This window comes from Ramlibacter alkalitolerans, from assembly GCF_016722765.1.
GTDB lineage: Bacteria > Pseudomonadota > Gammaproteobacteria > Burkholderiales > Burkholderiaceae_C > Ramlibacter > Ramlibacter alkalitolerans.
On the sequence record NZ_JAEQND010000020.1, the window covers coordinates 25,371 to 45,248 of the forward strand.

General features: G+C 68.3%; 23 protein-coding genes. 10 read left to right on the forward strand and 13 right to left on the reverse strand.

Annotated elements, in window-relative coordinates:
- Positions 1-7: 7 nt before the first annotated feature.
- From JI746_RS26025 to JI746_RS26065, 9 genes are all read right to left on the reverse strand, one after another.
- Positions 8-829, reverse strand: a complete 822-nt coding sequence (locus JI746_RS26025) for a DMT family transporter (protein WP_201693231.1) — start codon at positions 827-829, stop codon at positions 8-10.
- A 186-nt stretch (positions 830-1,015) separates the two neighbouring features.
- Positions 1,016-1,321, reverse strand: coding sequence for a CopM family metallochaperone (copM, locus tag JI746_RS26030; RefSeq protein WP_201693232.1), 306 nt, complete (start codon positions 1,319-1,321; stop codon positions 1,016-1,018).
- On the reverse strand, positions 1,318-2,721 hold the full coding sequence (locus JI746_RS26035; protein ID WP_201693233.1) for a beta-propeller fold lactonase family protein: 1,404 nt from the start codon (positions 2,719-2,721) through the stop codon (positions 1,318-1,320). Before JI746_RS26035 ends, copM begins: the two co-directional genes overlap by 4 nt.
- 105 nt (positions 2,722-2,826) lie before the next feature.
- The gene (gene lipA / locus JI746_RS26040) at positions 2,827-3,813 is read right to left on the reverse strand and encodes a lipoyl synthase (RefSeq protein ID WP_201693234.1); all 987 of its coding nucleotides are present in this window, start codon (positions 3,811-3,813) and stop codon (positions 2,827-2,829) included.
- A gap of 16 nt (positions 3,814-3,829) precedes the next feature.
- Complete coding sequence (lipB, locus tag JI746_RS26045) at positions 3,830-4,492, reverse strand: lipoyl(octanoyl) transferase LipB (RefSeq protein WP_201693235.1); 663 nt, start codon at positions 4,490-4,492, stop codon at positions 3,830-3,832.
- Positions 4,493-4,798, reverse strand: coding sequence for a YbeD family protein (locus JI746_RS26050; protein WP_201693236.1), 306 nt, complete (start codon positions 4,796-4,798; stop codon positions 4,493-4,495).
- Positions 4,799-5,686: a D-amino acid aminotransferase gene (locus tag JI746_RS26055; protein WP_201693237.1), complete on the reverse strand. Its 888-nt coding sequence runs from the start codon at positions 5,684-5,686 to the stop codon at positions 4,799-4,801.
- Between the two features lie 10 nt (positions 5,687-5,696).
- Entirely contained in the window at positions 5,697-6,785 is a 1,089-nt protein-coding gene (locus JI746_RS26060; protein WP_330893088.1) for an MBL fold metallo-hydrolase, read from the reverse strand.
- Positions 6,776-7,222 (reverse strand): CopD family protein, encoded by a 447-nt coding sequence (locus JI746_RS26065; RefSeq protein WP_201693238.1) that lies wholly within the window; start codon positions 7,220-7,222, stop codon positions 6,776-6,778. Before JI746_RS26065 ends, JI746_RS26060 begins: the two co-directional genes overlap by 10 nt.
- A gap of 251 nt (positions 7,223-7,473) precedes the next feature.
- On the opposite strand from JI746_RS26065, the gene JI746_RS26070 reads away from it, so the two are divergent.
- From JI746_RS26070 to JI746_RS26110, 9 genes are all read left to right on the forward strand, one after another.
- Positions 7,474-7,869, forward strand: a complete 396-nt coding sequence (locus JI746_RS26070) for an ATP synthase subunit I (protein WP_330893089.1) — start codon at positions 7,474-7,476, stop codon at positions 7,867-7,869.
- 7 nt (positions 7,870-7,876) lie between these two features.
- Positions 7,877-8,749, forward strand: coding sequence for a F0F1 ATP synthase subunit A (gene atpB / locus JI746_RS26075; RefSeq protein WP_201693240.1), 873 nt, complete (start codon positions 7,877-7,879; stop codon positions 8,747-8,749).
- A 62-nt stretch (positions 8,750-8,811) separates the two neighbouring features.
- The gene (atpE, locus tag JI746_RS26080; protein WP_236598893.1) at positions 8,812-9,075 is read left to right on the forward strand and encodes a F0F1 ATP synthase subunit C; all 264 of its coding nucleotides are present in this window, start codon (positions 8,812-8,814) and stop codon (positions 9,073-9,075) included.
- A gap of 71 nt (positions 9,076-9,146) precedes the next feature.
- A complete protein-coding gene (locus tag JI746_RS26085; protein ID WP_201693241.1) occupies positions 9,147-9,620 on the forward strand; it encodes a F0F1 ATP synthase subunit B in 474 nt (157 codons plus the stop codon).
- 3 nt (positions 9,621-9,623) lie between these two features.
- Positions 9,624-10,154 carry a F0F1 ATP synthase subunit delta gene (locus tag JI746_RS26090; protein WP_201693242.1) on the forward strand — a complete coding sequence of 177 codons (531 nt, stop codon included), beginning with the start codon at positions 9,624-9,626 and terminating at the stop codon, positions 10,152-10,154.
- 36 nt (positions 10,155-10,190) lie between these two features.
- A complete protein-coding gene (gene atpA, locus JI746_RS26095; protein WP_201693243.1) occupies positions 10,191-11,744 on the forward strand; it encodes a F0F1 ATP synthase subunit alpha in 1,554 nt (517 codons plus the stop codon).
- 25 nt (positions 11,745-11,769) lie between these two features.
- Positions 11,770-12,651: a F0F1 ATP synthase subunit gamma gene (gene atpG, locus JI746_RS26100; protein ID WP_201693244.1), complete on the forward strand. Its 882-nt coding sequence runs from the start codon at positions 11,770-11,772 to the stop codon at positions 12,649-12,651.
- A 19-nt stretch (positions 12,652-12,670) separates the two neighbouring features.
- Entirely contained in the window at positions 12,671-14,080 is a 1,410-nt protein-coding gene (atpD, locus tag JI746_RS26105; RefSeq protein ID WP_201693245.1) for a F0F1 ATP synthase subunit beta, read from the forward strand.
- Between the two features lie 75 nt (positions 14,081-14,155).
- Positions 14,156-14,584 (forward strand): F0F1 ATP synthase subunit epsilon, encoded by a 429-nt coding sequence (locus tag JI746_RS26110; protein WP_201693246.1) that lies wholly within the window; start codon positions 14,156-14,158, stop codon positions 14,582-14,584.
- A 222-nt stretch (positions 14,585-14,806) separates the two neighbouring features.
- Here JI746_RS26110 and JI746_RS26115 read toward each other — a convergent pair whose 3' ends face one another.
- Together JI746_RS26115 and JI746_RS26120 are read right to left on the reverse strand one after the other, a co-directional pair.
- Positions 14,807-15,016, reverse strand: coding sequence for a YbdD/YjiX family protein (locus JI746_RS26115; RefSeq protein ID WP_236600155.1), 210 nt, complete (start codon positions 15,014-15,016; stop codon positions 14,807-14,809).
- Positions 15,013-17,082, reverse strand: coding sequence for a carbon starvation CstA family protein (locus tag JI746_RS26120; protein ID WP_408004129.1), 2,070 nt, complete (start codon positions 17,080-17,082; stop codon positions 15,013-15,015). The genes JI746_RS26115 and JI746_RS26120 overlap by 4 nt, the downstream gene beginning before the upstream one ends.
- A gap of 118 nt (positions 17,083-17,200) precedes the next feature.
- Here JI746_RS26120 and gloA point away from each other — a divergent pair, with 118 nt between their 5' ends.
- On the forward strand, positions 17,201-17,737 hold the full coding sequence (gene gloA / locus JI746_RS26125) for a lactoylglutathione lyase (RefSeq protein ID WP_201693248.1): 537 nt from the start codon (positions 17,201-17,203) through the stop codon (positions 17,735-17,737).
- Positions 17,738-18,067: 330 nt separating this feature from the next.
- Here gloA and JI746_RS26130 read toward each other — a convergent pair whose 3' ends face one another.
- Both JI746_RS26130 and JI746_RS26135 read right to left on the reverse strand, forming a co-directional pair.
- Positions 18,068-18,940, reverse strand: coding sequence for an NAD(P)H-hydrate dehydratase (locus tag JI746_RS26130; protein ID WP_201693249.1), 873 nt, complete (start codon positions 18,938-18,940; stop codon positions 18,068-18,070).
- A 52-nt stretch (positions 18,941-18,992) separates the two neighbouring features.
- Entirely contained in the window at positions 18,993-19,754 is a 762-nt protein-coding gene (locus JI746_RS26135; RefSeq protein WP_201693250.1) for a histidine phosphatase family protein, read from the reverse strand.
- Positions 19,755-19,878 lie beyond the last annotated feature (124 nt).

Sequence of the window (19,878 nt, forward strand, 5' to 3'; positions counted from 1 at the left end):
CGGCTTCTCAGCGCACCCGCGTGCCGATCAGCGCGGCGCCGATGATCAACGCCGCAGCCGCCAGGATGCTCAGGCTGAACGAGCGGCCGGTGACCAGCACCAGCAGCGTGGTCGAGGCCAGGGGCGTGAGGTAGCTGAGGATGCCGATGTGGCGCGCGTCGCCGGTCTTGAGCGCCTTGTCCCAGAGGAAGAAGGCGGCGCCCAGCGGGCCGAGCCCCATCACGGCGATCAGCGCGTAGTCGCGCGGCGACAGCTGCACCGGGTCTTCCAGCAGCGCGTGGCAGGCCAGCGACAGCAGTCCCGAGACGAGGCCGAACAGGCCGACCGCCGCCGTGGGGAAGGACGGCACGCGCCGCGTCCACAGCGAGTAACTGGACCAGATGAAGGCCGCGCCGAGCGCGGGCAGGTAGCCCCAGGACCAGGCTCCGCTCGCGCCGCCGCCGCCCAGGATCGCGATCGCCGCGCCGGCGAAGCCCGCCAAGCCGGCGAACACGTGCGCGCCCTTGAGGTGCACGTCGCGCAGCAGGATGGGCGCGAGCAGCACGATCAGCAGCGGCCACAGGTAGTTCACGAGGTTGGCCTCGACGGGAGGCGCGGCGCGCAGGGCGATGAACAGCAGGAAATGGTAGGCGAACAGGCCGTAGATGCCCAGGGCCAGGGTGCGCGGCGGCACGCGCCAGTGGCGGACCAGCGGCCACGCCGGCACGCTGCCGATCACCAGGGCGAGGCCGGTGAGGAGGAAGGGCGGGACGTGGCGCAGGGTGACGCCGAGGGCCGCGAGCGAGGCCCAGAGCGCGATGGCGCCGAGGGCGTACCAGTGGGGGGACATGGGCGCGGACTTTAACCGCAGCCGCGGCCGGCTTCCGTAGGCTGGCGGTGACGCGCGAAGCGCCGGAACGTAGGCTGGCGGTGACGCGCGAAGCGCCGGAACCCCAGCGATCGATCGCGTGAAGCGCTGGGGTTCGTGGCGCGCTGCGCGCGCGCTCACCGCCAGCCTACGAACCCGACTCGCGGATCAAGGCCCGCGGGTGCCCCCCAGCGCCGGAAACTCCTTGCCCCGCCCCGGCTGCCGCAACATCGCCAGCCGCCTGCGCATCCCCTCGATCTCGATCGTCTGGCCCGCGATGATCTCCTCGGCCAGTTGCCGCGTCGCCGGATCGCGCCCGTAGCGCAGCACCGCGCGCGCCATGTCCACCGCGCCCACATGGTGCGGGATCATCATCGCAAGGAAGTCGATGTCGGGATCGCCGGTCGCCGTGGCCGCGTGCATGGCGCTCATCATGCCCGCCATGCCTTCCTCCATCTCGGTGGCGAACGTCATCCGGTCTGCCCCCGCGCACCCACCCGCACGTAGACCAGGTTGATGCTCTTCTTGTTGCGCAGTTCGCCGGAAGGCAGCGCGATGGAGCCGAGCGGGATCTGCGCGATGAACGCCGGCCGCATCGGGTCGCGCACGTCGAAGGCGCTGCAGACCGTCTGGCCCGCGTTGGGCGTGCCGGGGAGTTCGTCCTGTTCGTGCGCGACGTACAGCAGCGTGTTCTCGGGGTTGGTCCACAGGCCGTGCGACTCGCGGCCGTGCGTGAAGAAGGTGCCGACCACCTTGCGCGCGCCCGGCGGGGCCGAGCGGTCGATGATCGCGATCTGGCTCGAAGCCACGCCGCCCGGCCCGTTGTCGTCGACGCGCGCGAGGCTGGCGTAGACCACCTTGCCGCGCGCGTTCTCCACGAACTCCACGTGGTTCGGCCGTGCGTTGGCGCCCAGCGGCACGGCATCGAGCAGGCCGAATTCGGGCCGCGTGGAGCGACACGACACGGCGTCGGCCAGCTTGTGCGAGAACCAGACCTCGCCGCCGTCCGGCGTGGTCTTCAGGAAGGGCGTGAAGCCCGGCTTGTCCTGGCCCGAGATGTCGAGCGTGACGCGCCGCTGCGGCAGGGTGAAGCCGTCGGCGCCCATGCGCAGCTCGAACACGTCGACGCTCGAGACCTTCTGGCTGGCGACGAAGGCGACCGTGTTCTCGCGGTTGAACCACACCTGCGCCGGCCCGGGCAGCGTTCCCACGTACATGCGGATCGCCTGGGCCGAGGCGTCGCCGCGCAGGTAGCGGATCGCCGCCTCGACGTCGAGCACCGCGATGCGGTCCTCGCCGCGCACCGTCACCCACAGTTCCTTGCCGTTGCGCGAGAAGGTGGGTTCGTGCGGCTCGCGGCCGACCAGGATGCCGGTGCTGATGCGTTCGCGATTGGTGGTGCTGCCGGCGGCGAAGTTCGGCGCGTTGCCGATCACGTGCCGCTGCGCCGCGTCGGTGAGGTAGATGTTGCTGGAGCCGCGCCCGCTGGTGGCGAGCAGGCGGCCGTCGGGCGAGGGCACGGCGCCGTGCGCATCGATGCAGCCGTGGTACAGCGGCTTGTGGATCATCGCCGCGTGCGTGGGCGCCACGCCGCCGGTCACGTAGCGGAAGGGCGGCCGCGGGTCCTCGTCGAAGCTCGTGAGGTTGATCGTCGTCTCGACCCGGTTGGTGGCCGGGTTGATCACCGCGATGGTGTTCGAGTCCTCGTTGGTGATGAAGACGCGGTCGGCGTCCTCGATGCCGGGCACGCGCGCGGGCGGGGCGGCGGGCTGGGCCTGCGCCAGCACGGGGCCGGTGGCCAGCGGCAGGGTGCCGGCGATCCGGAGGAAGTCGCGGCGGCTGGCCGAGGCCGGGCTGTCTTGTCGTTGTGGCATGCGGTGCTTTCCGGAATGGATGGGGACAAATGAAAAAAACGCTGCGAGCGCGCGTTTTATTCCATCCGGCCCCGCCCCGGTGCACCGCCGGTATCGGGGAAAGCCTTAGGCGCCGACGCCGGCGGCCTGCGCCTGCTGGTCCGCGTGGTAGGAACTGCGCACCAGCGCGCCCACGGCCGCGTGGGTGAAGCCCATCTCCCTGGCCTGCGCCTCGAACATCCTGAAGGTGTCCGGGTGCACGTAGCGGCGCACGGGCAGGTGCGAGGTGGTGGGCGCGAGGTACTGGCCGATGGTCAGCATCTCGATGTCGTGCGCGCGCATGTCGCGCATCACCGCGAGGATCTCCTCGTCGGTCTCGCCCAGGCCGACCATGAGGCCGCTCTTGGTCGGGATGTGCGGGAACAGGGCCTTGAACTTCTTCAGCAGGTTCAGGCTGAACTGGTAGTCCGAGCCCGGCCGCGCTTCCTTGTACAGGCGCGGGATGGTCTCGAGGTTGTGGTTCATCACGTCCGGCGGCGCGGCCTTCAGGATCTCCAGCGCGCGGTCGTCGCGGCCGCGGAAGTCGGGCACCAGGACCTCGATCCGCGTCGCGGGCGAGAGCTCGCGGGTCTGGCGGATGCACTCGACGAAGTGGCCGGCGCCGCCGTCGCGCAGGTCGTCGCGGTCGACGCTGGTGATCACGACGTACTTCAGCTTCATCTTCGCGATCGTCTCCGCCAGCTTGCGCGGCTCGGCGGTGTCCAGCGGGTCGGGCCGGCCGTGGCCCACGTCGCAGAACGGGCAGCGCCGCGTGCACTTGTCGCCCATGATCATGAAGGTGGCCGTGCCGTGGCCGAAGCACTCGCCGATGTTGGGACAGGAGGCTTCCTCGCACACCGTGTGCAGGCCCTGCTCGCGCAGGATCTGCTTGATCTCGTAGAAGCGGCTGTTGACGGAGCCGGCCTTGACGCGGATCCAGTCCGGCTTCTTCAGGATCTCGCCCGGCTCCACCTTCACCGGGATGCGCGACAGCTTGGCGGCGGCCTTCTGCTTGGCGCCGGCCTGGTAGGTCTCGAGGGATTGCGCCTCGCGCACGACGTTGGTGGAACTCATCGGGGGTCCTTGGGGGTCAGGGGGCGAGCAGCGCCTCGAGCTGGTGGCCCAGCCGGGCAGCCGCGTCGTTCCAGCTGGTGGAAACCCCGATTGTAGAAAGGTCGACCGTTTCCAGACCTGCGTAACCGCAAGGATTGATCTGCCGGAAGGGTTGCAGGTCCATGGCGACGTTGAAGGCGAGGCCGTGGTAGGTGCAGTGGCGGGTGATCTTGATGCCGAGGGCGGCGATCTTGCCCAGGCCTTGGAAGGAGATGGCGGGGGTGCCGGGCAGCCGCTCATGCGAGAACGGATCCTCCACCCGCACATAGATCCCCGGCGCCCCGCGCACCCGGTGCCCCGTCACCCCGTACTCCCCCAGCGTCCGGATCACCGCCTCCTCCAGCCGGTAGACGTACTCCTTGACGAAGTAGCCGGCCCGCTGGAGGTCGATGAGGGGATAGACCACCACCTGCCCCGGCCCGTGGTACGTGACCTGGCCGCCGCGGTTGGTGGAGACGACGGGAATGGCGCCCGGATCGAGCACGTGGTCGGCCTTGCCGGCCAGTCCCTGGGTGAAGACCGGCGGGTGCTCGCAGATCCACATCTCGTCGGGCGTGCCGGCGCCGCGGGCCTCGGTGAAGGCCTGCATGGCCTGGTACGTGGGCAGGTAGTCGACCCGCCCCAGCACCTTGACTTGCACTTACAGGACGACCTTGACCATCGGATGCGAGGTCAGCGCCCGGTACAGGTTGTCCAGCTGCTCGCGGCTGGTCGCCGTGACGGTGATGGTGATGCCCAGGTAGTTGCCGGCGCGGCTGTCGCGCAGTTCCACCGTCGATGCGTCGAAGCTCGGGTCGAATTCGCGCGCGATCGTGGTGATGGCGTGGACGAAGCCGTCCACCTTCGCGCCCATCACCTTGATGGGGAAGCGCGAGGGGTACTCGATCAGGGAGTCCCGGCGGGGATCGTCCTGGGCGGAGGGGGGCGGATGGATGGAAGCGGACATTCAGGAAGTTGCGCGTTTGGCCTGCTGGTAGCCTTCGAACAGCTTCTGGTAGATGGGGCCGGGTCGGCCGTTTCCAACCGGCTGGCCATCCAGGCGGGTGCAGGGCAGCACTTCCTTGGTGGCGGACGACAGCAGGATCTCGTCCGCCGCCAGCACTTCCTCGCGCGAGACCCGGCGCAGCTCGAAGGGGATGCCCTGCTGCATGCAGAGCTCCTCGAACACGCCGTAGCGGATGCCCTCCAGCACCAGGTTGTCCTTGGGCGGGCCGAGCACGACGCCGTCCTTCACCACCCAGACGTTGGAGGCCGCCGCCTCGCTCAGCCAGCCGTCACGGAACATGATGGTCTCGTTGCCGCCCTGGTCGGCGCTGACCTGCCGGGCCAGCACCGCGCCGATCAGCGAGATGCTCTTGATGTGCGCCTTCTTCCAGCGGAAGTCGTCGGCGGTGTAGCAATCGACCCCGCGCGCGCGTTCCTCCGGCGGGTAGATGTAGAGCCGGTTGACCATGGCGAAGACCGTCGGCTCGATGTCCGGCGGCATCACGTGGTCGCGCATGGCCACGCCGCGCGTGACCTGCAGGTAGACGAGCTGGTTCGTCTCCTCGATCCGCTTGCCCACGTGCTGCGCATAGGCCGCCATCAGCTGGTCGACCACCTTGCGCCAGCCGGCGCGGTCCATGGGATTGCGGATGCGCAGCTCGGCCAGGCTGCGTTCCAGCCGGGCCATGTGCTCGTTGAAGCGGAACGGCCGACCTTCATAGGCGGGCACCACTTCGTAGATGCCGTCGCCGAAGATGAAGCCGCGGTCGAGGACGCTGACTTTCGCGTCGCGGATGTTGCCCAATTCGCCGTTGAGCCAGCAGGGCAGGGCAGGAATGGTCTCGCTCATGGCGTGATTGTCACTGCTTCGGCGCCGGACCGGGCGCGCCGGCCGGCCGCCAGGTGCCGCCGATGGGCAGCACGCCGAACGCCTCCTCGGGCAGGCCGCTGGCCTGCCGGGCCGCCGCCAGGTCGAGCGGAGGCTGGTCCAGCGCCTCGTCGGTGAGCTCGAAGGTGCCCCAGTGCACGCCGATGCTGCGCCGGGCGCCCAGGTCCCTGTGCGCCTGCACGGCATCGGCCGGGTCCATGTGCTGCTCGCGCATGAACCAGCGCGGTTCGTAGGCTCCGATGGACAGCAGGGCGAGGTCGAACAGCAGGCCGTCGCGGGCGTGCGCGCCGAGCCGCTCGCGCGTGTCGGCGAAGTGCCTGCTGTAGCCGGCGTCGCCGGAGAAGTACCAGCGCAGGTCGGGCGCGAACACGCACCAGCCGCCCCACAGCGTCTCCATGCGGTCGTCCAGCCCGCGCGCCGACCAGTGCTGGACCGGCACGAAGTGGAACTCGACGCCCTGCACCCGGTGCACGTCCCACCAGTCCAGTTCGACGACGTGGGTGATGCCCTCGCGCTCCAGGAAAGCCTTGATGCCCAGCGGCACGAGGAACAGCGTGCGGCCGCCGGAGCGCGCGTTCAGCTGCACGACGCTGGTCTGGTCCAGGTGGTCGTAGTGGTTGTGCGAGATCAGCACGACGTCGATCGGCGGCAGGTCCGCCAGCGCGATGCCGGGCGGCTGCGAGCGCCTCGGCCCGGCGAAGCCCACCGGCGACGCGCGCTCGCTGAAGACCGGATCGGTGAGGATGTTCAGCCCGCCGCTTTGCACCAGCACGGTCGCATGGCCGATCCAGGTCGCCGAGGGCTGCCGTGCCTGCAGCAACTCCAGTTGCGGCGGCACGACGGGCGTCGGCTGGCGCGCGGCCGGCGGCAGTCCGGCGCGCCAGGCTTCCCACCGCCAGCGCAGCAGCCAGGACAGGGGCTTGGCGACCTGCGCGCCGGTCACGTTGCGAAAGCCCTCCGGCGTGTGCTGCGGTTTCGCTGCATCGAAGCCGTGGTGCGCGAACGCCGCCACCGCCAGCAGGGCGCCGGACAGCGCCGCCGCCCACGGCTTCAACGCCACAACAACACCGCCGCGATCGCGGCCCAGCCCAGCCCCAGGTTGATCTTCACCAGCAGCACGATCTGGTTCATGCGCTTGCCGCCTTCCGGCCAGTCGCCGGCTTCCACGGCCCGCTGCAGCCGCCGCCACGGCGAGAAGAAGATGTGCCCGAACAACAGCATCATCACGATGCCCAGGCCGGCCATCGCGTGCCAGCCGCGCGGCGCCGCGGCGCCCGGCACCTGCAGCAGCAGCGGCACGCCGCTGGCGAGCAGCAGCACGATGCTGGCGATCACCACCAGGAAGAAGCGCCGCAGCACCAGCACCATGAGCGGCAGGCGCTGCGGCGGCTGCAGCTGCGCGTGCAGCGCCGGCCGCAGCGCGAGCACGGCGAACGCCATGCCACCGATCCAGAAGATGGCCCCGGCGACGTGGAAGAAGAGCAGCAGGTTGCGCATCGGACTCCCCGTTCTGGTCGGCGCATTGTGGGGCCTCGGTGCAGCCACCCCACGCTGACGCGGGGCTGATAACCCCGGGGGCTGGAGCACCCTCGTGGTTTCTACCTATAATGGGAGGCTTTCCAGAAATTCAGGACCAACAGCGGCCCGGCATGCCCACAAGAACAGGCCAACAAAGGGTGGCCCCGCTGCCTGAAGACGACGAGCAGGAACCCCCGCCCAGACCGCTGACCGCCCAGGAGGCGCGACGCGTGCGCGAGCAGAACCCTCCGGTCTCACCCTGGTGGGTCGTGGCGGGACAGGCGGGCGTCGGCCTCGTGGCCGCCTTGCTGGGATGGCTCCTCACTGGCAGGCAGAGCGTTGGGTGGTCCGTCCTGTACGGCGCGTTCGCGGTGGTCCTCCCCGCGGCCGTGTTCGCGCGGGGCTTGACCGGAAGGTTCTCGTCGCTCAATGCAGGCACCGCGGCCGTCGGGTTCCTGCTTTGGGAGATGGTGAAGATCGCCTTGACGATCGGCCTGCTGATGGCCGCGCCGAGGTGGGTTGCGGGATTGAGCTGGCCGGCACTGCTGGTGGGCCTGATCCTCGCGATGAAGGTTTACTGGGTCGCCCTGGCGTTCGCGCCGCGCCCCAAGACGCAATCGAGCTGAAAGAAACATGGCTGCTGAAAACGTTGCCGCGGGGCACGGTCCTACCGCGGGCGAATACATCGTTCACCACCTGACGTTCCTTCAGAACAAGAAGCCGGCGAACGTCGTCGACTTCTCGGTGTTCAACTGGGACTCGCTGTTCTGGGGCATCGTCCTGGGCGTGGTGACCTGCTTCTTCCTGTGGAAGGCGGCGCGCAAGGCCACGTCCGGCGTTCCGGGGCGCTTCCAGGCGGCCGTCGAGATCATGGTGGAGATGGTGGACGCGCAGGCCAAGGGCATCGTGCACAACGCCACGAGCCGCAAGTTCGTGGCACCGCTGGCGCTGACCGTGTTCCTCTGGATCTTCATGATGAACGCGATGGACCTGCTGCCGGTCGACCTCGTGCCGTACCTCTGGCAGAAGATCTTCGGCGCCGCCGGCCACGACCCGGAGCACGCCTACATGCGCGTGGTGCCGACGGCCGACCTCTCGATGACGATGGGCCTGTCAATCTCCGTGCTGCTGGTCTGCCTGTTCTACAACATCAAGATCAAGGGCCTGGGCGGCTGGTTCCACGAGCTGTTCACCGCCCCCTTCGGCGCCCACCCGCTGCTGTGGCCGTTCAACTTCCTCATGCAGATCATCGAGTTCGTCGCCAAGACCGTCTCCCACGGCATGCGGCTGTTCGGCAACATGTACGCCGGCGAACTGATCTTCCTGCTGATCGCGCTGATGGGCGGAGCCTTCTCGCTGACGGCCACCGGCATCGGCCTGGCCATCGGCCACATCATCGCGGGCACGGCGTGGGCGATCTTCCACATCCTGATCATCACGCTGCAGGCCTTCGTGTTCATGATGCTGGCGCTCGTGTACGTCGGCCAGGCCCACGACGCGCACTAGAACGCGTCCCGTTTTCCCCTTCCCCTTTTCTCGTCAACCACCCCAAGTCCTTAGGAGCAATCATGGAAGTTATCAGCTTTGTCGCCCTGGCCGCCGGCCTGATCATCGGCCTCGGCGCCATCGGCGCCTGCATCGGCATCGGCGTCATGGGCAGCAAGTACCTCGAGTCCGCCGCCCGCCAGCCCGAGCTGATGAACGAACTGCAGACGAAGATGTTCCTGCTGGCCGGCCTGATCGACGCCGCGTTCATCATCGGCACGGGTATCGCGCTGTGGTTCGCCACCGCCAACCCGTTCCTGGGCCAGATCGCCAACCTGCCGAAGTAAGTCGCCCCCATCCTTCCGCTGCAACCCCTTCCCGCGCCACATGAGAGGCTGGCGGGAGCAAGGATGAAAAAGTGAGCATCACCGGTACCCTCATCATTCAGATCATCGTCTTCCTGATCCTGGTCGGGTTCACGATGAAGTACGTGTGGCCGCCGATCGCCGTGGCGCTCGACGAGCGCGCCAGGAAGATCGCCGAAGGCCTGGCCGCCGCCGACAAGGCGAAGGCCGAGCTGCAGGAAGCCGACAAGAAGGTGGAGCAGGAACTGGCGAAGTCTCGCGCGGAAGTGGCGCAGCTGCTGGCTGATGCCGAGCGCCGCGCGCAGGCGATCGTGGAAGAGGCCAAGGGCCGTGCGACGGAAGAGGCGAACAAGATCGTCGCCGCCGCCCGTGCCGATGCCGAGCAGCAGACCGTGCGGGCCCGCGAAGCCCTGCGCGAGCAGGTCGCGATGCTGGCCGTCAAGGGTGCCGAGCAGATCCTGAGGCGCGAGGTGAACCCGGGCGTGCACGCCGAACTGCTGAACCGCCTGCAGACGGAACTCGTGTGAGCCATGGCTGAACTCGCCACCATCGCCCGACCCTACGCCGAAGCGCTGTTCAAGTCCGCCGGCAACGACCTGGACGGAACCTCGCAGTGGCTGGACGCGCTCGCTGCCGTGGCGAGCCAGCCCCAGCTGCTGCAGTTCGCGGCCAACCCGAAGGTCGCCAACCAGCAGGTGTTCGACGTCGTCACCGATGTCGTGCGCGTGCAGTTGCCCATGCCGGCACAGAACTTCCTGCGCACCGTGATCGACAACGGCCGCCTGGAGGCCATGCCGGAGATCGCGCGCCAGTTCCGCGAGATGGTGAACGCGCAGAGCGGCTCATCCGATGCCGTGGTGTACAGCGCCTTCCCGATCTCCCCTGAGCAGACCGCCGCCGTTGCTCAGGCACTCGAGAAGCGGTTTCGCCGTAAGCTCAATGTCACCGTGCAGGAGGACGCTTCCCTCATCGGCGGCATCCGCGTGGTGGTTGGCGACGAAGTGCTGGACACCTCGGTCCGCGCCCGCCTGGAACAAATGAAAGTGGCGCTGACGGCCTGAGGCTGTCCCCGCTCCCAAGCACACAAGGAACGAGACATGCAGCTCAATCCCGCTGAAATCAGCGAACTGATCAAGAGCCGGATCGAAGGCCTGGCCGCCAGCGCCGACATCCGCAACCAGGGCACGGTGATCTCCGTGACCGACGGCATCGTCCGCGTGCACGGCCTGTCCGATGCGATGGCCGGCGAAATGCTGGAATTCAAGCCTACGCCCGACGGCCTGCCCACGTTCGGCCTGGCGCTGAACCTCGAGCGCGACTCGGTGGGCGCGGTGATCCTGGGCGAGTACGAGCACATCTCGGAAGGCGACACCGTCAAGTGCACGGGCCGCATTCTCGAAGTGCCCGTCGGCCCGGAACTGATCGGCCGCGTGGTGAACGCCCTGGGCCAGCCGATCGACGGCAAGGGCCCGATCAACGCCCGCATGAGCGACGTGATCGAGAAGGTCGCTCCCGGCGTGATCGCCCGGAAATCGGTGGACCAGCCGGTGCAGACCGGCCTGAAGGCCATCGACTCCATGGTGCCGATCGGCCGGGGCCAGCGCGAGCTGATCATCGGCGACCGCCAGACCGGCAAGTCCGCCGTCGCGGTCGACACGATCATCAACCAGAAGGGTCAGAACATGACCTGCGTGTACGTCGCCATCGGGCAGAAGGCGTCCACGATCAAGAACATCGTGCGCGCGCTGGAAGCCAACGGTGCGATGGAATACACCATCGTCGTGGCCGCGTCCGCCTCCGAGTCCGCCGCCATGCAGTACGTCTCCGCGTACTCCGGCTGCACGATGGGCGAGTACTTCCGCGACCGCGGCCAGGACGCGCTGATCATCTATGACGACCTGTCCAAGCAGGCCGTCGCCTACCGCCAGGTCTCGCTGCTGCTGCGCCGTCCCCCGGGCCGCGAAGCGTATCCCGGCGACGTGTTCTATCTCCACAGCCGCCTGCTGGAGCGCGCCGCGCGCGTGAACGCCGATTACGTGGAAGCCTTCACCAAGGGTGAGGTCAAGGGCCGGACCGGCTCGCTGACCGCGCTGCCGATCATCGAGACGCAGGCCGGCGACGTGTCCGCGTTCGTGCCGACCAACGTGATCTCGATCACCGACGGCCAGATCTTCCTGGAAACCAACCTGTTCAACGCCGGCATCCGTCCCGCCATCAACGCGGGTATCTCGGTGTCGCGCGTCGGCGGTGCCGCGCAGACGAAGCTGGTCAAGGGCCTCTCCGGCGGTATCCGTACCGACCTGGCGCAGTACCGCGAACTGGCCGCCTTCGCGCAGTTCGCCTCCGACCTCGATGCGGCCACGCGCAAGCAGCTCGATCGCGGCGCCCGCGTGACGGAACTGCTCAAGCAGCCGCAGTACAGCCCGCTGCCCATCTCGCTGATGGCCGCCTCGCTGTTCGCGGTGAACAAGGGCTACTTCGACGACCTCGATGTCAAGAAGGTGCTGCCCTTCGAGCACGGCCTGCACGCCTGGCTGAAGGACAAGTACGGCGCGCTGCTGAACAAGCTGGAAACCAACAAGGCCATGGACAAGGATTCCGAGGCCGAGCTGACCAGCGCGATCGAAGCGTTCAAGAAGACCTTCGCCTAAAAGCCGATCACCAAGGAACAGGGCAATGGCTGCAGGCAAAGAGATACGCGGCAAGATCAAGTCGGTGGAGAACACCCGCAAGATCACCAAGGCCATGGAAATGGTCGCCGCCTCCAAGATGCGCAAGGCGCAGGACCGCATGCGCGCGGCCCGGCCCTACAGCGACAAGGTGCGCAACATCGCCACCAACCTCGGCAAGGCCAACCCCGAATACACCCACCCCTTCATGCGTCACAACAACGACGCGAAGGCAGCGGGCGTGATCGTGGTGTCCACCGACAAGGGTCTGTGCGGCGGCCTGAACACCAACGTGCTGCGGGCCGTGACGCAGAAGCTGCGCGAACTGCAGGAGCAGGGCGCGACGGTGCAGAGCGTCGCCATCGGCAACAAGGGCCTGGGCTTTCTGAACCGCATCGGTGCGCAGGTGGTCTCGCACGTCACCCAGCTCGGTGACACGCCCCACCTCGAACGCCTGATCGGCCCGGTGAAGGTGCTGCTGGACCAGTACGCCGAAGGCAAGCTGAGCGCCGTGTACCTCGCGTACACCAAGTTCATCAACACGATGCGCCAGGAGCCGGTGCTCGAGCAGTTGCTGCCCCTGTCGGCCGACAAGATGCAGGCCGAATCGAAGGCGGCGGGTGGCGAGCCGGGCTGGGATTACATCTACGAGCCGGACGCCAAGTCCGTGATCGACGACCTGCTGCTGCGGTACGTCGAGGGTCTCGTCTATCAGGCGGTCGCCGAGAACATGGCCTCCGAACAGTCGGCCCGCATGGTCGCCATGAAGGCGGCCACGGACAACGCCGGCAACCTGATCGGCGAACTCAAGCTGGTCTACAACAAGACGCGCCAGGCGGCGATCACGAAGGAACTTTCGGAGATCGTGTCGGGTGCCGCCGCGGTTTAAATATTCGGAGCAAAGGTAAATGGCTCAATCCCAAGGAAAGATCGTTCAGTGCATCGGCGCCGTGGTGGACGTCGAGTTCCCGCGCGACCAGATGCCGCGCGTGTACGACGCGCTGAAGATGGAGGGCACCGCGCTGACCCTGGAAGTGCAGCAGCAGCTGGGTGACGGCGTGGTCCGCACCATCGCGCTGGGCTCCTCCGAAGGCCTGCGCCGCGGCTACACCGTGTACAACACCGGCGCCGCGATCACCGTGCCGGTGGGCAAGGCGACGCTCGGCCGCATCATGGACGTGCTGGGCAACCCGATCGACGAGCGTGGCCCGGTCGACCAGGCGCTGACCGCACCGATCCACCGCAAGGCCCCCGCGTACGACGAACTGTCGCCCTCGCAGGAACTGCTGGAAACCGGCATCAAGGTGATCGACCTGATCTGCCCGTTCGCCAAGGGCGGCAAGGTGGGCCTGTTCGGTGGCGCCGGCGTCGGCAAGACCGTGAACATGATGGAGTTGATCAACAACATCGCCAAGGCGCACTCGGGCCTGTCGGTGTTCGCCGGCGTGGGTGAGCGCACCCGCGAGGGCAACGACTTCTACCACGAGATGGCCGAATCCGGCGTCGTGAAGCTGGACAACCTGGCCGAATCGAAAGTGGCCATGGTGTACGGCCAGATGAACGAGCCCCCGGGCAACCGCCTGCGCGTGGCCCTGACCGGCCTGACCATCGCCGAATCGTTCCGCGACGAAGGCCGCGACGTGCTGTTCTTCGTCGACAACATCTACCGCTACACGCTGGCCGGCACCGAAGTGTCCGCCCTGCTGGGCCGGATGCCTTCCGCCGTGGGCTACCAGCCGACGCTGGCCGAGGAAATGGGCCGCCTGCAGGAGCGCATCACGTCGACCAAGGTCGGCTCGATCACCTCGATCCAAGCCGTGTACGTGCCGGCGGACGACCTGACCGACCCGTCGCCTGCCACCACCTTCGCCCACCTGGACGCCACCGTGGTGCTGTCGCGCGACATCGCCTCGCTGGGCATCTACCCCGCCGTGGATCCGCTGGACTCCACATCGCGCCAGGTCGACCCGAACGTCGTCGGCGAAGACCACTACACCACGACCCGCGCCGTGCAGTCCACGCTGCAGCGCTACAAGGAACTGCGCGACATCATCGCCATCCTGGGCATGGACGAACTGGCGCCGGAAGACAAGCTGGCCGTGGCCCGCGCCCGCAAGATCCAGCGCTTCCTGTCGCAGCCCTTCCACGTGGCCGAAGTGTTCACGGGCTCGCCCGGCAAGTACGTGCCGCTGTGCGAGACGATCCGCGGCTTCAAGATGATCGTGTCCGGCGAGTGCGACCACCTGCCCGAGCAGGCCTTCTACATGGTCGGCACCATCGACGAAGCCTTCGAGAAGGCCAAGAAGCTGGCGGCCTGATCCGGTTGAGCGTTGAGCGTTGAGGGTTCAGCGTGAACCCCCCGCTCAACGCCCGACGCTCAACGCACAACGAACATGGTCGATACCACCCATACCATCCACGTCGACGTGGTGAGTGCCGAGGAGCAGATCTTCTCGGGCGAGGCGCGCTTCGTCGCGCTGCCCGGGGAGGCCGGCGAACTGGGCATCTATCCGCGCCACACGCCGCTGATCACGCGCGTGAAGCCCGGCTCGGTGCGCATCGAGCGGGCCGACGGCAACGAGGAATTCATCTTCGTGGCCGGCGGCATCCTGGAAGTGCAGCCGAACCGCGTGACCGTGCTGACCGACACCGCCATCCGCGGGAAGGATCTGGACGAGGAAAAGGCCAACGAGGCCAAGCGTGCCGCCGAAGAGGCGCTGCGCAATGCCAAGAGCGAGATCGACATCGCCCGCGCCCAATCCGAGCTTGCCGTCGCCGCCGCCGAGATGGCGGCGCTGCGCAAGTACCTGCGCAAGAAATAAGAAGAACCGAGAAGAAGAACAACACCGCTTTCCCGAAACAAGAACGCGCTAAAAACCCGCGCACTGCAGCCCCGGTCGAAAGGCCGGGGCTTTTTTATTGTTCGAGGGGAAGTAGGCTGGTGGTGAACCGCGAAGCGCGTGAACCCCAGCGATGCGCGGAGCGCTGGGGTTCACGCGCTGACGCGGTTCACCACCAGCCTACGCAGTGAACCGCCGCCAGAGTCAGCAGCACCGCCCGCTGCTCTTCCCCCCATACCGCCGCTCGATCGCCCACGCGCTGTACGCCTCGCGCGTCATCACGGGCTGCCCGGGGTGCGTCGCTTCGGCATGCGCGAGATAGCGCTCGTAGTCGGGCATGCCGAAGACCTGGCGGCAGGCGGAGCAGAAGTCCCGCCAGCGCGGGGACCTCTGTTCCTGTGCTTCGATCATCATTCCCCGCCACCGCCGGCCGGCGCGAAGCCGGACGGGATCTCGCGCGCGGTGGGCCGCGTGTCGCGCAGCGCCTTCAGGCAGGTGCGGGCCGCGAAGAAGCACATCGCCAGCACCAGCAGCACGAACAGCCCGCAGACCACCGCGTCCACGTAGTTGTTGAAGGCCACCCGCTGCATTTCGGCGATCGACTTGGCCGGCGCCAGCACCTTGCCTTCCGCGGCGGCGGCACTGAACTTCTCGGCCAGCGCCAGGAAGCCGATCTTCGGATCCGGATGGAAGATCTTCTGCACGCCCGCGGTCAGCGTGGTGACCAGCAGCCAGGCGGTCGGGACCAGCGTGACCCAGACGTAGCGCTCGCGCTTCATCTTCACCAGCACCGTGGTGCACAGCAGCAGCGCGATGCCGGCCAGCATCTGGTTGCCCACGCCGAACAGCTGCCACAGGCTGTTGATGCCGCCCAGCGGATCGATCACGCCCTGGTACAGGAACCAGCCCCACAGGCCCACGCACAGGCCGGTGCACAGAAGGTTGGAGGCGAGGTTGTCGGTGTCGCCCAGCGGCCGGTACACGTGCCCCAGCATGTCCTGGATCATGAAGCGGCCCACCCGCGTGCCGGCGTCGACGGCCGTGAGGATGAACAGCGCCTCGAACAGGATCGCGAAGTGGTACCAGAAGGCCATCATCGCCTGCCCGCCGAGCGCCGAGCCGAGGATCTGCGCCATGCCCACTGCAAGCGTCGGCGCGCCGCCGGCCCGCGCCAGGATCGTGCTCTCGCCGATGTCGCGGGCCACCTGCGTGATCGCTTCCGGCGTGATGACGAAGCCCCAGCTGGAGATCACCTGTGCGGCCTGCAGCGGCGTGGTGCCGACGATCGCCGCCGGCGCGTTCATCGCGAAATAGATGCCGGGTTCCAGCACGCAGGCGGCGGTGATCGCCATCAGCGCGACGAAGGACTCCGTCAGCATGCCCCCGAAGCCGATCAGGGGCATGTGCGATTCCTTCTCCACCATCTTGGGCGTGGTGCCCGAGGAGATCAGCGAGTGGAAGCCGGAGACGGCGCCGCAGGCGATGGTGATGAAGAGGAAGGGGAACAGCTTGCCGGAGAACACCGGGCCGGTGCCGTCGACGAAGCGCGTGACGGCCGGCATGGCCAGGTCGGGCGCGACGAAGTAGATGCCCAGCGCCAGCCCCGCGATGGTGCCGATCTTGAGGAAGGTGCTCAGGTAGTCGCGCGGCGCGAGCATCAGCCACACCGGCAGGCTGGCGGCCACGGCGCCGTAGATGATCATCGCCCAGGCGATCTGCGTGCCCGTGAGGGTGAACGCCGGGCCCCAGGTCGGGCTCTCGGCGATGCTGCGGCCGAAGACGATCGCCAGCATCAGCAGCACCACGCCGAAGACGGAGGCTTCGCCGACGCGTCCCGGACGGATGACGCGCATGTACACGCCCATCAGCAGCGCGATCGGGATGGTCGCCGCGATCGTGAACATGCCCCAGGGACTGGAGGTCAGCGCCTTGACCACCACCAGCGCCAGCACGGCCAGGATGATGATCATGATGGCCAGCACGCCCACTAGCGCGAACGAGCCGGGCACCGGGCCCAGCTCCATGCGGATCAACTGACCGAGCGACTTGCCGTCGCGCCGCGTGGCGACGAACAGCACGATGAAGTCCTGCACCGCGCCGGCGAGCACCACGCCCACCAGGATCCACAGCGTGCCCGGAAGGAAGCCCATCTGGGCTGCGAGCACCGGGCCCACCAGCGGCCCGGCCCCGGCGATGGCGGCGAAGTGATGGCCATAGAGCACCCACTTGTTGGTGGGCACGTAGTCCATGCCGTCGTTGTGCCGGATGGCCGGCGTGATGCGCATGTCGTTCAGGCGCAGCACCCGGTGGGCGATGAACTGGCCGTAGAAGCGGTACGCGATCAGGTACACGCACAGGCCTGCGGTCACCAGCCACACGGCGTTGACGGGTTGGCCGCGACTGAGCGCCAGTGCCCCGAAGGACAGCGCCCCCAGCAGCCCGATGGCCGCCCATCCCACGAGGGATTTCACTCTTGCCACTTCCTGCTCCTTCCGATACGGATCGTGAAAAATCATTCTCCGCCCCGCCCGGTCGAGCAAGTTTGACGAAAGGACAAGAAAGCGCCGGCCGCGCGAATTGGGAACAATGCAGGCCACCATGGCCGCATTCACCGAAACCCTGCCCGGCGTCGCCGCCGAAGCACCCGCGCAGACGCGCGGCTTCCGCCTGAACCACTCCATGCTGCGCGTGAAGGACCCCGCGGTGTCGCTGGACTTCTACACGCGGGTGTTCGGCATGCGCGTGCTGCGCAAGCTGGATTTTCCCGAGATGAAGTTCTCGCTGTACTTCCTGGCCCGGCTCGAAGGCGACGAAGCGGTGCCGCAGGACGCCGGCGAGCGCCTGGTGTGGACCTTCAGCCAGCAGGGCATCCTGGAGCTCACGCACAACTGGGGCACCGAGGACCAGCCGGAGTTCAGGTACCACGACGGCAACGCGCAGCCCCAGGGCTTCGGCCACATCTGCTTCGCCGTGCCGGACCTGGCCGCCGCGATCCGCTGGCTCGACGACAACCAGGTGCCCTACGTGAAGCGGCCGGAGCAGGGGAAGATGAAGGACATCGCCTTCGTGAAGGACCCCGACGGCTACTGGATCGAGATCCTGCAGCCGGAACTGGTCGCCGACCTGGGACGGTAGCTGGTGCGGCGTTCGCAAGCGTAGGGAAAGGCGATGCCACGGCAAGCGATTGCGTTGCGGTGCCGCGCTGCGCTGCGTGCCCTCCGGTCCGGCGCAGGACGGCTTTGTCCGCCTCACTCCATGTCCCCCGGCGCGGTTGAGAGCACGGGCCTTGGCCGATGCGGCGCCCGCGCCTCCTCCTTGACTTCCGGAGTCGGACAAAGCCGTCCTGCGCCTGCGGCGTTGCATGGGGGAGCAGCCGCTGCCCCGGGGTCAGCCAGGGAGCGGCGCTACGATGCTCCTCAGGGGGCCGGATCGGAGGCGACGTTGCCCCGTTCAGGCGCGGCGTTCTCAGCCCGCGTGCAAGGCGTTCATGAGTGCCGGCACCTGCGCCGGCAGTTCGCGCGCCAGATATCCCAGCGTTCCGTGCTGCTGCGCGAGCGCCTGACCCGCCCGCGCGTGCAGGGCCACGCCCCACACGGCCGCCTGCTCGGGCGCGCAACCCCGGGCCGCCAGCCCCGCGATGAGCCCGGCCAGCACGTCCCCGGAGCCGGAGGTGGCGAGCCCCGGCGCCTGCGAGCGGTGGGTCCAGCTGCGGCCGTCGGGCGTGGCGACGCAGGTGGTCGCGCCCTTGAGCGCCACCACCGCGTTCCAAGCCGCGGCGTGGCGGCCGGCGCAGGACTGCGGCTCCTCCTGCAGGTCTTCCTTCGCCGCGCCGGTGAGGTGCGCCATCTCGCCCGCGTGCGGGGTCAGGATCACCGGCTGGGCAAAGCGAGGCGTCAGCTTCACGAGGTCCATCGCCAGCGCATCGAGCACCACGACCGCCTGCCGGAACAGCGGCAGCACGGCCTGCACGAAGGCGATTGTCGACTGCGGGCCGATCATGCCGGGCCCGATCACCACCGCGCCGAGCGAGGACGCGACCGCTTGCAGCGCCGGCAGGCCGAACAGCGTCGGCGCGCCTTCCGAGCCCTCGGGCAGGGCGATCACGCGCGCTTCGGGCACGGCCGCCGCGACGGGCGTGGCCACCGACTGCGGCGTCGCGATCACCAGCTTGCCGGCGCCGGCCCGCAGCGCCGCCGTCGCGGCGAGGATGGCTGCGCCCGGCATTTCGCGGCTGCCCGCCAGCACCAGCACGCGGCCACGATCCTCCTTGTCGGCATCGGCGTCCGGCTGCGGCAGCGGCCAGGCGCGCAGGAGCGGGTCGTCGACGGCCAGGCTCATTCGACGACCCTCCGTCCTGCGGACTGCGGGATTCGCCTTGCGGTCCGGCGGCTCATGGCTTGGGCGCGCCGGGCACGTCCTTCTCCGCCGTCACCGGGGCGCCGGCCTCGAGCAGCGGCGCCACGAAGTTGACCAGGTGCGGCTGCAGGCAGCGCGCCGCGTCGTCGAGCTGGTAGGACGTGACGGCGCAGTTCGGCACGTCGCCCAGCTTGTCGATCGCCAGGATCTGCGCCTCGTCCAGGTTCTCCAGCAGGTAGCGCATGCAGTTGACGATCACCTGGTGCGCCACGACCAGCACGCGTTCGCCGCCGTGCTCGCGCGTCATCATCTCGGTCAGGCTGCGCAGCCGCAGGATCACGTCGCACCAGCTCTCGCCGCCGGGCGGGCGGAAGTAGAACTTGCCGACGTGCCCGCGCTGGTCGTTCAGCTCGGGATACTTCTGCTGGATGCCGAACTTGGTCAGGCGGTCCAGGATGCCGAATTCCTTTTCGCGCAGCCGTTCGTCGACGCGCAGGCGCACGTCGGCGCCGGTGCGCAGCCCCGCTTCCTCCAGGATCAGCCCCGCCGTGTGGCGCGCCCGCACATACGGCGAACACAGGACGACCTGCGGGCGCTGGCCCGTCGGCAGTTCGCCGAACCAGCGGCCCAGGGCGCGCGACTGCTCCACGCCGAGGGCCGACAGCGGCACGTCGATGTCGCGGTGCTCCACGTCGATCAGCGCGTGGCCGGCCGCCTCGGCGGCGTCACGCGCAACGTTGCCGGCGCTCTGTCCGTGGCGGACAATCCAGAGGGTGCGGGGCCAGGGATCACTCATGGTCTTCTCGGGCTTTTCCCCAATGCTGCCGCAGGCGCGGTCCGCCGTGGGGCGCGCCGGCCCCGCGACTGGCGCATCCGCACCACTCCGGGTCTGTCCGGAGTGGTATGCACGGTCGAGCAGG